At 52.8% G+C, this 12320-nt stretch carries 17 protein-coding genes; 7 read left to right on the plus strand and 10 right to left on the minus strand.

The features are described 5' to 3' along the window. Window positions 1–149: 149 nt before the first annotated feature. From EVJ21_RS08325 to EVJ21_RS08335, 3 genes are all read left to right on the plus strand, one after another. Window positions 150–1412, plus strand: coding sequence for a hypothetical protein (locus EVJ21_RS08325; protein ID WP_236633488.1), 1263 nt, complete (start codon window positions 150–152; stop codon window positions 1410–1412). Between the two features lie 14 nt (window positions 1413–1426). Next, window positions 1427–2662, plus strand: a complete 1236-nt coding sequence (locus EVJ21_RS08330) for a hypothetical protein (RefSeq protein WP_131464828.1) — start codon at window positions 1427–1429, stop codon at window positions 2660–2662. Window positions 2663–2772: 110 nt separating this feature from the next. Then, entirely contained in the window at window positions 2773–3627 is an 855-nt protein-coding gene (locus EVJ21_RS08335; protein WP_201739221.1) for a pirin family protein, read from the plus strand. A gap of 25 nt (window positions 3628–3652) precedes the next feature. On the opposite strand, the gene EVJ21_RS08340 is transcribed toward EVJ21_RS08335, so the two are convergent. From EVJ21_RS08340 to EVJ21_RS08355, 4 genes are all read right to left on the minus strand, one after another. Next, the gene (locus tag EVJ21_RS08340; protein ID WP_016508867.1) at window positions 3653–3958 is read right to left on the minus strand and encodes a hypothetical protein; all 306 of its coding nucleotides are present in this window, start codon (window positions 3956–3958) and stop codon (window positions 3653–3655) included. A gap of 13 nt (window positions 3959–3971) precedes the next feature. Beyond that, window positions 3972–4751: a CPBP family intramembrane glutamic endopeptidase gene (locus EVJ21_RS08345; protein ID WP_131490313.1), complete on the minus strand. Its 780-nt coding sequence runs from the start codon at window positions 4749–4751 to the stop codon at window positions 3972–3974. A gap of 117 nt (window positions 4752–4868) precedes the next feature. Continuing rightward, on the minus strand, window positions 4869–5189 hold the full coding sequence (locus EVJ21_RS08350) for a hypothetical protein (protein WP_131464834.1): 321 nt from the start codon (window positions 5187–5189) through the stop codon (window positions 4869–4871). A gap of 56 nt (window positions 5190–5245) precedes the next feature. Beyond that, window positions 5246–5770, minus strand: a complete 525-nt coding sequence (locus EVJ21_RS08355) for a GrpB family protein (RefSeq protein WP_070329282.1) — start codon at window positions 5768–5770, stop codon at window positions 5246–5248. Between the two features lie 155 nt (window positions 5771–5925). Here EVJ21_RS08355 and EVJ21_RS08360 point away from each other — a divergent pair, with 155 nt between their 5' ends. After that, window positions 5926–6468 carry a TraR/DksA C4-type zinc finger protein gene (locus tag EVJ21_RS08360; protein WP_070329283.1) on the plus strand — a complete coding sequence of 181 codons (543 nt, stop codon included), beginning with the start codon at window positions 5926–5928 and terminating at the stop codon, window positions 6466–6468. Window positions 6469–6531: 63 nt separating this feature from the next. On the opposite strand, the gene EVJ21_RS08365 is transcribed toward EVJ21_RS08360, so the two are convergent. From EVJ21_RS08365 to EVJ21_RS08375, 3 genes are all read right to left on the minus strand, one after another. Then, a complete protein-coding gene (locus EVJ21_RS08365) occupies window positions 6532–7518 on the minus strand; it encodes a M23 family metallopeptidase (RefSeq protein WP_131490314.1) in 987 nt (328 codons plus the stop codon). Between the two features lie 166 nt (window positions 7519–7684). Further along, the gene (locus tag EVJ21_RS15370) at window positions 7685–7873 is read right to left on the minus strand and encodes a hypothetical protein (protein ID WP_131439518.1); all 189 of its coding nucleotides are present in this window, start codon (window positions 7871–7873) and stop codon (window positions 7685–7687) included. Continuing rightward, window positions 7873–8670, minus strand: a complete 798-nt coding sequence (locus EVJ21_RS08375) for a GNAT family N-acetyltransferase (RefSeq protein ID WP_131490315.1) — start codon at window positions 8668–8670, stop codon at window positions 7873–7875. The genes EVJ21_RS15370 and EVJ21_RS08375 overlap by 1 nt, the downstream gene beginning before the upstream one ends. A gap of 68 nt (window positions 8671–8738) precedes the next feature. Here EVJ21_RS08375 and EVJ21_RS08380 point away from each other — a divergent pair, with 68 nt between their 5' ends. Next, window positions 8739–9206: a GNAT family N-acetyltransferase gene (locus tag EVJ21_RS08380; RefSeq protein WP_131490316.1), complete on the plus strand. Its 468-nt coding sequence runs from the start codon at window positions 8739–8741 to the stop codon at window positions 9204–9206. Here EVJ21_RS08380 and EVJ21_RS08385 read toward each other — a convergent pair. The 3 genes from EVJ21_RS08385 to EVJ21_RS08395 form a co-directional block, all read right to left on the minus strand. Beyond that, on the minus strand, window positions 9187–9774 hold the full coding sequence (locus tag EVJ21_RS08385) for a GNAT family N-acetyltransferase (RefSeq protein WP_131490317.1): 588 nt from the start codon (window positions 9772–9774) through the stop codon (window positions 9187–9189). The genes EVJ21_RS08380 and EVJ21_RS08385 overlap by 20 nt on opposite strands. A 94-nt stretch (window positions 9775–9868) precedes the next feature. Further along, window positions 9869–10471 (minus strand): NUDIX hydrolase, encoded by a 603-nt coding sequence (locus EVJ21_RS08390; protein ID WP_131490318.1) that lies wholly within the window; start codon window positions 10469–10471, stop codon window positions 9869–9871. A gap of 179 nt (window positions 10472–10650) precedes the next feature. After that, window positions 10651–10956: a hypothetical protein gene (locus EVJ21_RS08395; RefSeq protein WP_145963257.1), complete on the minus strand. Its 306-nt coding sequence runs from the start codon at window positions 10954–10956 to the stop codon at window positions 10651–10653. A 147-nt stretch (window positions 10957–11103) separates the two neighbouring features. Here EVJ21_RS08395 and EVJ21_RS08400 point away from each other — a divergent pair, with 147 nt between their 5' ends. Both EVJ21_RS08400 and EVJ21_RS08405 read left to right on the plus strand, forming a co-directional pair. Beyond that, window positions 11104–11418, plus strand: a complete 315-nt coding sequence (locus EVJ21_RS08400) for a hypothetical protein (protein ID WP_070329290.1) — start codon at window positions 11104–11106, stop codon at window positions 11416–11418. 88 nt (window positions 11419–11506) lie between these two features. Continuing rightward, window positions 11507–12292, plus strand: coding sequence for an SDR family oxidoreductase (locus tag EVJ21_RS08405; RefSeq protein ID WP_070329291.1), 786 nt, complete (start codon window positions 11507–11509; stop codon window positions 12290–12292). Window positions 12293–12320 lie beyond the last annotated feature (28 nt).

Raw genomic sequence — 12320 nt, forward strand, 5'->3', positions numbered from 1 at the left:
ATCCATAAGTGTAAACCGGACCCGCTCAGTTCAAGTCGAGCGGGTTTTTCGCTTTTTTATTAAAAAAACACATTAGTTTTCCTAAGACTAAAGTCACAAAAAATTGGTGCTAAAATGATGAAAGTTATTCATCGAAGGAGTGCACCGCTGTGAAAAAGTACCTGCTTTTCTGTACGCTTGCCATTTTGTCATTCCTATTTGGATGTGAGGAAGAACATGCTTTTCGTTTACATACAGCTCCAGAGTACTATCAAGGTCGCGCCACGCTTCCTTCGGGGCAACAAATCGAGATGACCGAGTCCGACCGGACGAACGTGCTCGATGCTTGTTATCCAGAAGATGCGATCACGAACGTTCCCGCCGGCGACCGCCGTTTAGTCGGAACGGTCACGTTGACGCAGCCGTTGACGACGACAACGTCAACCGAAGCGTTCCCGACCGCTACATTCTTTGAAGTGGAGAATCAGTCTTATGTGCAATGTCAGGCAGGCACAATCACTTATATCAAACAAGTCGCATCCGTTCCCGACAGTCTCACCGCTTTTCAAGACTTGTCCGTCACTTATCCGTCCATCTCGAAACTGCGAAACGCTCAACCGCACGAACGACTTCAATTTCTAAACGAGATGGACAAACCGGTCGGCAACGAACCGTATCCTCTCCGGACTGCTCTCGAGCAAACGCTCGTCCACGTGACGATGCCGTTCAACGGTTCATATGAGTTCACATTCGAGTCAACGGACACGGCCGAGACCCTCGTGGTCCCTATTGATCTATCTTCTAGACAGCCGTTTCTCTCGATTGGATTTGGTACCGAGTCGGCTGATGGCGAACAGCGCTACGGCATTTACACCTCGTCGAACCAAGAGCTCTATCACGATGTAGTCCGACCACCTGACGCGACGTTCGACCGTTTTCTAGGAGTCCGGCAAGCAAGTGCGCTCCCATCGACACTCGTAGCGAACGAACGCTATCCGTTGTTCAGCTTCTCGTTCACCCGCGATGGAAAAGCCCATAAACAAGTCGTGTCGATCACCTATAAAGAAGAAACCTTGTTGCGCGGGGATAGCTTGAAGAACAAAATGCGCCAACAATTCGACCACCGCCGGCACGTCGTCTTTCACGAGCTCGCCTTGATCGGTACGGAATCGAAAGACGAGCCGTTTTTAAGCCACGCCACAGCTGACGATACGCAATTCATCTTCAATGCGATCGAGCGCGCGAAAGCCGTCTCGAAAGCCGGCACACCTGCCTCGACCCCTTATTTGACCGTCTTCGAAGGCATATGTGCACAAACGTTCGACGTCAGCTATGAAGGAAATGACGTGTTTTTGACGAATACGAAGACTGGGTCTCATTTCCAGCTACTCCGCGACGATGCGGCCAAGTGGCAGGCCCAATTCATGGAGTAAAGGGGGCAAATGGCGTGCGAACCATCGGCATCACAACGTTGCTCATGGCGACAATCATCTTGACCGGTTGCACAGAACAAGAGTCCGCGCTCGACCTCAAAGTTCGCCCCATCCTATTCGACGGCTATCATTATGAACCGGACCAACAGTCGATGCAGCTCGACGAAACGGAACAGATTGCCGTGCATACGATTTGTGACGACACCGGCGCGATTTTCCTCCCGAACAGCACCTTCGTCTATGACGGGACGTATCGCAGTTTTTCACGCTTTTCGTCAGATGTGGCGTCTCCCTTGACGAGCATGACAGTGTTCCATGACGACGAGGCGACATACGCCTATTGCCAAACCGACGCCAGCCAATACATGAAACAAATCGATCCCGAACGCTTCTCGATTGCCCGGCGTGAAACGGCTGCCGAGCCCATAAGACCTCGTTCACTGAGTAGATCCGATGAGGTGCATCAAGCGGTCAAAAGCAATCTTGAGGACGATCTCTTTTTCGAAGTGATGCCTTTCACCTCACCGTTTGTTACGCTGCACTCTCCTCTCTTCGCCTCACTCGCTCTAGAAGTGAAGACGCAGGACTCGTCGACGACATCTTTTCACCCATTTGACCCGAACATGAAGACGATGACGCTGTCGCTTTATCTCGTCAAGATGGACGGGGTTGTCCAACCGCTCTTGATTCGATCTTCTGAAAACAACATGGCATACGGGTCGCTCGATTCTGTTCCAGATGGCGGCATCCCGACACTTTCAACCGTCTATCCGTTGCCTGACGAACTCAAGTTCGGAGAAACATACCCGCTTTGGGAACTGTCTTATGATGTTGGCGGGGAAACGGTGAAACAAACGATCTCGCTCTCCTATGAACCGCCGGTGATGATGACACAGTCAGAAGTCGACGCAGCAACAACAGAAGAAGTCGAGGAAGCGACCATCGGTTATTTCCATAAGACGTCGCTCTCCGGTAAGACCGAACTTCATCATTTGGACGCCATCCAGACGACCACTGCCGACGGAGAAACGCTTAAACAGATGCTGCAGCGGGCCGAACGCGTCAACCGGAACGGTGAGGCGGCCGCATATCCGCTATTCACCTTGGCCGAAGGCGTTAAGTCCCAAACGTTCGACGTGACGCTCCATGAACGTTCCAAAAAGACGGACGTCTATGTCACGACCAAAGGTAACCACTACAAACTCAGTTCCGAGGACAGCGCCACCTGGCTGTCGCTCGCCCCTTATTGACAGACGGTCTCCTGGCCGTCTGTCTTTGCACGTTCAGAGAGCAAAATCACCCGTTTCTAGATCGTCCATGTGCGACAATGGAGCCAAACGCTTTCGAAGGAGATGGTCTGATGACGAGACGATTTGACCGCGATGTCGCCGCACACTGGCAAGTCGCGTATAAACAGAACGGCTATCCGCACGTCCAACAAGGGTGGGTGTTACCCCCGGAACGAAAAGACGAGTTCGACCCGTTTATTTTAATGGCCGAGGATTGGTTCAAGCGTGGCACGTTCTCTGACCATCCGCACCGCGGGTTTCAGACAATCACGTACGTCATCGACGGTCGGCTCGAGCATATCGACAACCATGGCGGCCATTCGGTTTTAGACGCCGGTGACGTTCAATATATGAACGCCGGTTGGGGAGCCCGGCATGCCGAGGAAGCCGTCGATGACGACTTGATCCATACGCTGCAACTATGGCTCAACTTGCCAAAATCGCTCAAATCGACGACGACATCCTATCAGAACGTATATGTCGAAGACGCCCCGGTCGTACCGGTCGACGGCGGGCAGGTGCGCGTCTACTCCGGCGACGTCGCCGGGGTAACGGGGCCGATGAACAGCCTCGTGCCGATCACGATGAGCGAAATCAGTCTGAAAGCCGGTGCCGTCTACGAGCACGTCTTGCCGACAAACCATAACGGATTCGTCTACGTGCTCGCCGGTTCAGTCGAGCTCGGCACGTCGGCGACCCCGCTCGCGAAAACGCACGTGGCGACGCTCACGTACGACGAAACAGCAGACAGCATGAGCGCAATCCGCGTCAAAGCGACGTCACGGGCCCGCTTGCTCGTCTACTCAGGACAGCCGATCCGTGAGGACTACATCGCCCATGGTCCGTTCGTCATGAATACCGAGGACGAGATTCGCCAAGCGTTCCGCGATTATCATGCCGGTAGTTTTGGACCCCCTGCACAATAACAAAAAGCCACGCGGCAGCGTGGCTTTACTTCGTTTTATCCGGCATGAGTACCGTCTGCTGGGTCGGAACCCGACCGATCGGTACGGTCCGTTCGACGAGGACGTATCGTTTCCCGTCCACCTCAAACTTCCGGTCGCCGAGATAATGGGCCGACTTGCCGTCCTCATAGAGTTTCGTCAAAATCGCCGGCACGTATTGATTCAAGTCCGTGTGATGATCATCGAGCGTCATGACGATATTGCCTTTGCTGTATCCCATCCACTGGTTCGACATGAAAAACATTAAAGAAATCACTCCGATGATCCCAATCACTAAAATAACCGTTTCCATCCAATCCCTACTTTCAACGTTTATGAAATTGCTCGTCGTAACGACGGGCCAATACGAGCACGAGTCCAATCAAAAGTACCGATGAGATCGCCGGAATGAAGTCCGGCAACGCATCCCCGGCGCTCAAAAAATCAAACGTTCCGTGAAACAGGATAGCCGGCCAGATGCTGAAGTCAGCCTGAACGGTCAACCAGCCTAAAAAGAAGGAGCCGAAGATAAGTCCAATCGTCCAACCGGCAATCATGAACACCGACATGTCTTGAAAATCTGGGTCGTATAAAAAGACGGGCACATGCCAAAGCGCCCAAACGAGCGCGACCACGAGCGTCGCCGGTCGGACCGCCATCCGTTCTGATAGCGTCGGCAGCAAATACCCGCGCCACCCGCTCTCCTCACCAAACCCGTATGTCGCCACCCAAACGAGCCATAACACAAACGGCGACCAGTCCGGAAGCTTGTCGTTGGCAAACCAATTCGAACTATTTGAGACTTCCGGCATCATACTGACGACGAGGACACCGATTGCGAAAAACAAAACGGGTAGAGACACGGCGAGTAACGTCCAGCGAATCGTCAAGCGGCCATAGGCGCGCTCAAACAATCGACGACACCCTGACCACCCATCCGTCCAAGCCGTCGTCAGCCATGCCGCGACGAGCGGTCCGAACGCCCCAGCGAAATGCAGCAGCGAAGACGAAGCACCGGTCGAGCGGACGAGCCAGATGTTCAGACCCCACCATGACCATGACCACGCGAACGTGAACACGATAAATAGCACGAGGCGCCGCGTCATGATCCGTCTCCCCTTTCTAAAGGTGCTTCACGACGATTTGACGTTTCGCTTGAAAGCCGACACGTTCTTAAAACGTGGCGGCTTCTTCGTCAACCGAACTAGTGGGGCGCAAGCGCATCATAAACCGCCCCCAGTGTGCGTGCCGTTTCGGTCTTCCGTGACCCCGTGTGGCTTTTCATCACCACGCAACACGTGGTTCGAACTGACCGTCGCTGTTCCGTTCAACCGGCGCTGAATCGGACGGGCGAGAAAATAGCCGCCGAACAACGAAGCCGGAAACACGAGAACGGCTGTCCCTAAGACGAGATAAGTATAACGTTGAATCTCTTCCGTTGCCGGGACGAACTGATGGACCCCATAGCGCAAGCCAAAGAATAATCCGATGAATACGAGCGCGACAAACGAGTATTCGATACATTTCCCAAGAAATTGCTTCACTTTATCTCCCCCCTCAACTTGTTATCTATCGTTACGAGATGAAGCGAGAAAAAGTTTCATTTCTGTTGCTGGGACAAATACCAAAGCGTCGCCACTCGCTCCGTTTCGGACACCCATTCTTGTTTTCCTTGGATGTAGCTTTCGATATCTTCCGGATGTTGGCTCGCGAGCTGTTGTTTGAGAGCGGCATATTCGGCACGTACGTCCGGAAATGCCATCAAGTAGTCTCGAAAGGCCAAATGCCGGACGACCCCTTCGTCCCCTTCCTCGAAGACGTGGACATGGACCGTCCGCACGTCCGCACCTTTGGCGAAGAAGCGCCGTCTCGGAATACCGTGCTCGCCGAAACTGCGATAACCGAGGGCCTCCATGTGACCGATCAATCCATCGACGCGTTCGATTTGGCGAACGACCGGCATGATATCGATGATCGGTTTGGCGTCAAGACCCGGGACAGACGTGCTGCCGATATGATGAATCACAATCAGTTCACCGTCGAGCAATCGTTCGAGCCTGCTCGACTCGTCCTCAAACTTTTCCGTCCATGCTGTATCGTATTCCACAACCTCAACTTTTCTCATGTTGCTTCCTCCTTATTCCACGACAATTGACACTCATTGTCATCATACCCGTTTTCTCAAGTCTTTAGAAATCCGCTTTGCCGACAGAAAGGTTTGTCGCGTCGCAAAATGGGAAATGCTTATACTAATGAAATCAGAACTGGAGAGTGGACCGTATGTTGACACAAAAACAAATCGATACGTTCAAAGAACGTCTACTAAAAGAGAAAGCCAAGACCGAAGGGTATCTGGAAAATCGTGAAGAAGTTTACGACGAAGGAGAGTTGTCGCACTATGACAACCATCCCGCCGATTCGGGAGAAGAGCTGTTTTTACGCGAACGTGACCACGCACTCACTGAACTCGACGAAGAATTTTTAACGGACGTCGATAAGGCGCTTCTCGCCATCAAAAACGGGACGTACGGAAAATGTGAAGTGTGCGGGAAAGAAATTGAACTCGATCGGCTCGAGATCATCCCAGAAGCGACGCTTTGCATCGAACATGCACGTGAGCAGGAAGAACAAGAGCATCAAACAGACCTCGATCGTCCGGTCGAAGAAGATGTCCTCAATGCGTCTGAGACGGCTGCCCATAAACAGCTCGACGGAACAGATGACGCCGGGCAAAGTACTGACGCCTTCAGCCAAGTCGAAGACTTCGGAAGCTCGGATACAATCGCCGACACCAAAGGCAATCACGATCCAACCCGCGAATGAACGAGAGCCGCTGCAATGCGGCTTTTTTTGCGCAAAAAAAACACGACGCTACGCCGCGTCGTGTCAATAAACCGCTTTGATTGGTGATGTGCCGCCGAGTACTTCCGCTACGTCCATCGGATTGACCGTATTGCCGGCCGAACTTGACGAGTAACCGTATTTTCCTTGATGCACCTCGAAATGTAAGTGAGGACCTGAAGAGTTGCCCGTGTTGCCGATTTGGCCGATGCTTTCACCTTGAAGCAACGCTTGGCCTTTCTTCACTTCGATTTTATGCATATGGGCGTAGACGGTCGTCCACTTCTGTCCGTTCAAGTCATGCTCGATGAAGACGTGCTTGCCGTAAGGGCCGCTCGTCTTGACGTCGATGACCTTGCCGTCAGCCGCTGCGTAGATCGGTGTCCCGACTTTGGCGGCGATATCGATCCCGTTGTGGAACGTATAGCCGAATTGTCCACTAGCGGGGCCGAACCCTTGTGACAGACGTCCCGTCGCCGGAATCATAAACTGATCTGGTGCGATTGCTGCTTTTTGCTTCTTCAAATCTGTTAATTGCGCAGCTTGTGCCTTCAACTGCTTATACGCTGCCGCATGTGAAGCCTTCACCTGTTCCCGCTCGGCCTTCACTTCGGCCTGTTGATCACTCAATTCGTCTAACGCTCGAGCAGCTTCAGCTTCTCTCGCTTTTAAATCTGTCTCGGCTTTTTCGGATTCCGCCGCTTCCGCCTTCGCGCTAGGAAGGACAGACGACAGTACTTGTTTAAACAAAGACGTCTCTTCAGGGGTCGAAGCCGTTTCATACGCTTCGAGCTGAGTGCTTACTTGATCTAGTTTAGCTTGAAGCGCATCCGCCCGTTCATCGACCGCCTGCACGTGACGTTCCGCCTTTTCAACCGCTTGCTTTGATGCGCGAACATCGCGCTCTATCTTCTGAAGGGACTTCGTCGTCTTGACGAGCTCTTGCGGGGTAAGTTGATCTGCTGAGGCCGACGCTGGGCCATTCAAAACGAGTACGCCGACACCGACAGTTAGTAAAAGTTGTTTCCACATATATTGATAAAACCTCCAAATAGGATGATTCGCTAGCTATATAAAAAGCTACAAGTGCGAATATATCACCCCTACCTGAAAAGTTCAATATATGAAGCATTTCATTTATATGTCTAACATTTCAAAACGGTGAGCAAGCACTCTCACAAACTTCACGAATAGTTCATCACCGTTTGTCTCGCTTCATTTTTAGGACGACAAAGACGATACCCACAGCAGTTATAAACGTCACCGCCGGGCCCCCGAACAGAAAGACACGGTCGATTGAAGGAGACAAGTTCGTCGTCAATCCGAGAATCGTGAACAAGTTTCCGACGATGAGACCGACCATCAACATAGGAAGAAGACGTCTCATCAGACACCTGTCTCGCGCTTCATCATCTCGAACTGGGCGATGGCATCTTGTTTGAACCCGAGCGTTCGCGCCGCCTCGATCAATTCAGGACGATCCGACGTGAGCGTCAACTTGATCGGTCCATTCGCTGCGGCCGCCCGCAGGAGCCATTCCGCATCCTCATCCCGGCCGAAAACGTCGAGGAGGACGCCTGACCGGAACAAGAGCGCCCCTGTTTTGTCGCCTTCTGTGATCCGGACGAGCTCGGCTCGTTGCTGGGTCGTCCGCGCGTCCGTTTGCCAGATCGGTCGGTGCGATGCCGACGGGTAATAGCGATCGAACAGCGTCACGATCGGTTCGATCGCGCGTGTCGCTTCCGTTTCGGTCGGAACGGAGTCGAAATAAAAGATTTCGCGCACCGTCTCGTACCCGAGCCGCTCGTACAAAGCGAGTGCCGCGTCGTTGCCTTGGATGACTTCAAGTAGACGTGTCCCCGTTGCCTGCTCGTCAAAACGGCGCATCAACTCGCGGGCAATCCCTATTTTTCGAAACGCAGGGGAGACCGCCAGACCACCACAACGCGTGACCCAACCTGTCTCTAAATGGGCCACCCCACTCAAGACGACACCGACCGGACGTCCGTCCGCATACGCGACGATGGAGCGTGACGGTTGATTTTGATCCCGGACGAGGAAGGTCGATTCGAATCCTGCCGCATCCATGTCAAAGCGAATTATGTAATCAGAAAACCCGTCCATGAAAGCTTGATACATGTCGGATAGTGGTGCATTTTGTTGATACGAGATCTGTTGGTCCATAGTTGGTCCTTTCCCATTCATTTTTTGTATACTGAAAGTGCGCTACTTCTAATGAGGGAGGAATAACGATGTCATCCGTCACACTCGAACCGCTTCAAGACAAACACTGGCCCGTCCTCGAGACGTTCACGCTGCCGCTCGATCAAGAGAAATATACGACGTTGCCAAAAGATATCGACTCGATAATCCCGGACGGTGTGCACCCCGTCGTCATTGTGAACGACATACCCGTCGGCTTCTTTTTGTTGCACGACACCGAGCACGTCCAATCGTACACGGACAATCCGAACGCCTTGCTCTTATCGATTTTTTCCATCAATCATCCGGCGCAAAACAACGGGTACGCCAAGTCGGCGCTTCAACAACTACCTGAATACGTCCGCCTCCATTTTTCTGACAAGCAACAAGTCGTGCTGTCCGTCAATTTAAAAAATGAGGCGGCGTTCTCACTCTATCAAACTGTCGGATTTACGGATACGGGACGTCGTATGACCGGACCCGTCGGCGAACAACGAATCATGTCGCTGACGGTTTGAGTTCACCGGGCAGCATCGCATAGACGGCCGTGTCGGTCAGGCGGTTGCCATCGGCGGACAAGTCGTCGTTCCGCAGTATGCCTTCGAGTTGAAACCCTAGACGTTCTGGTATCATCCGGCTGCCCCGGTTCGTCGACTCACAACGGATCTCGATCCGTTTGAATCCGAAATGTGTAAACCCGAACCGCGTGACCGCCTCGACCGCTTCGCCCATGTATCCGTGTCCGGTATGCATTGAATGCAGCCAGTACCCGATTTCTGCCTTCGGAACGTCCCAGTCGATGCCTTGCAGACTGACCGTGCCGACGAACGTTCCCGTGTCTCGTAAAAAGATGAGATAGCGAAAACTCTCCTCTTTCACATAAAGTTCGTGGGCACGTCGTAAATTGATCTCGGTCTCTTCTAACGTCGGGACCGTTTGAGCGAACGGCAACCACTGCCGGAACTCCTCATGCGAATCCCGAATCGCCGCATTCACGACACGCTCGTCACCGCTCATGCGCGGTGCCCGCAATCGTAAGCGCGCCGTCTCAATCTCGAGCGGTGTTACTGGATGTACAACTTCCATCTCGTCAATTCCCCCTCTTCACTTGCGAAAACACCAGACTAGAACCCCTCCTAAACCGAGCACGAGCAATCCGTTCAACAGTCGCCAGATGATATCAATCATCATGGCCTTCTGCTTTCTCCCAGAATGTCCGAACCCCTTCAACAACTTGGTTCCAGTATGTCTCTGGATGTGGAACGAGCGTCTCTTTCGTCACGCGTAACGTCTTTCCGGTTACGACCGAAGTTGCCTCAATCTGTTCGCGCGAACCGTCGAGCAAGGCGACGAACGCCTCGAAGTCAACTTTGCCGACGTCTGCTACTTCGTCAACGTCTAACGTGAACGCCTCCCCAGCGTACGGATAGACATATGTATGGGCGAACTCCCGGTCTAGAAACGCTCCCGTCTCAATCACGTCCTCAAAGACGCCGAGCGGGTGGAGTTGCTCAAGTGACAGTTCAATCCCGAGCTCTTCTTGTATCTCACGGACTCCGTCGCGAACGGTTTCTCCGGCAGCCAGATGCCCTGCTGCCGTGATGTCGAACAGTCCAGGAAAATCTTGTTTCGTCTCGCTGCGGAGCTGTAAGTAAAGATGCGTCGGGTCAATCATCCAGCAGTGAAACGTCTCATGCCAATCGCCGTCACGATGGACGTCGTCCCGGGGCTTCAACCCGATTCTTTTACGTGTCCGGTCGACCACGGTAATGAATTCGCTCATGTCGTCACTCCATTCTCTAAAAAGGTGATCGTCCCGGCGGTCGCATCGAGCTCGACGTCGATGCCGATCGTATCGCCCGGCCGTAACGCGGTCGGTTTAATGAGTGTCGACACATGTATCCCTCCATTTTGTTCCATACGTTTACTGTACGGGTTTCGAAGGGGCAACGACAACCTAAACTAAAACAGATCAGGGTCTTCCGATAGCGTCCGGACTTTCCGGACTTTTCGATGACGACCGGTCCAGCCAAGTGCCGTGAAGAAAAAACCGCCCCCCACCATACAAAACAGCGCGACCAATCCTGCCACGATGCCATCAAATCCGTAGCGCTCGCCGCTCGCGACGAGCAGAAGCGGCGAAAAGAGGAAGGAAACCACTAGCATGATCAGCCCACCCCACACCCTCCGTCTGGGAAACCCGATCGTCCACCACCCGAAAGCAATCAATCCTAAAATGATTAACCCAACCATCCCGATTAGAACCATCGTCAGCGCCTCCACTCCGCAAATTGTTTTACTATATTCCGCATCTGTCATTCAAATCCCTGTAAAAATCAGCCTATATAAATTCCTGATTCCGGGTAAATAACTAATGGAAACCATCGCACCGGGGTACCGCAGAGGAGGATCACCATGAGAGCTAGACTCATCTTTGCCTTCGCGTTCATCGGTCTTTTTTTGTTAGCAGTCTATTGGGTGAGCACGTGGAACGATCACACGCTCGACGGACGCATCGAACGGATTGAAATCCCTCAACTGATGATTGGTCCAGCCGAGACGGATATGGATGAAATCAAATTGCATACGATTTTAGTTAATGACCAGACGGAAGTGACGGGTCTTGCTAGCGACGTGCAAGAGCTTCGCGCCGGTCAACATGTGACTATCGAGCTTGACCCAGATGCGACGCTCAACATCGCGCTATCGATTCATGTAACGTCCGATTAAACGAAGAATCGTCTTTTTTCAAGAAAACGGGCTTAATTTTTATAGAACGGTGGAATATGACAACAGGTAGCTGAAAGGAGATAAATACATGATTTCAAATACATTGTTGTCGGGTAAAGTCGCGTTTATCACAGGAGCGGCGTCAGGAATCGGACGCGCCGCTGTCATCCGGTTCGTCCAAGCAGGGGCAAAAGTCGCCATCGTCGACTTGAACCAAGAGGACTCCGAGAAGCTCGCGAGCTTAATCGGCGAGGACCGCGCCATCGGTATTAGCGCCGACGTCTCAAACGAAGACGAGATGAAGCGGGCTTATGAACAGACGGTCGAACGGTTCGGACATGTCGATATCGTGTTTGCGAACGCGGGACGGAACGGGACGATCACACCAATCGAGCACTTGTCGCTCGAAGATTGGAACGGGGTCGTCGAGACGAACTTGACGGGCACGTTCTTAACCGTGAAACATGCGATTCCCCACTTGAAAGAGAAAGGCGGCAGCATCATCATCACGTCGTCGATCAACGGGAACCGTTTCTTTAAAAACTTTGGCTTCAGCGGCTATGCGACGACGAAAGCCGGCCAGACCGGTTTTGCGAAAATGGCTGCGGCCGAGCTCGCCCAGTTCGGTATTCGGGTCAACACGATTTGTCCGGGTGCAATCGATACGAACATCGATGATTCGACGAACCGGGACGACGCGTTACTTGAAGAAATCGTCATCCCGATTGAATATCCAGAAGGCAACCAACCGCTCGCCGGAAAATCAGGTACGGCGAAGCAAGTGGCCGACGTCGTCTTGTTCTTTGCGAGCAATATGTCGAGCCATGTCACCGGATCAGAAGTGTACGTCGACGGTGCCGAATCACTACTCTAACGACAACAGGTCGCCCCGCGGGGCGACC

It is taken from the genome of Exiguobacterium sp. SH0S2 (genome assembly GCF_004337185.1).
In the GTDB taxonomy this organism is placed as follows: domain Bacteria; phylum Bacillota; class Bacilli; order Exiguobacteriales; family Exiguobacteriaceae; genus Exiguobacterium; species Exiguobacterium aurantiacum_A.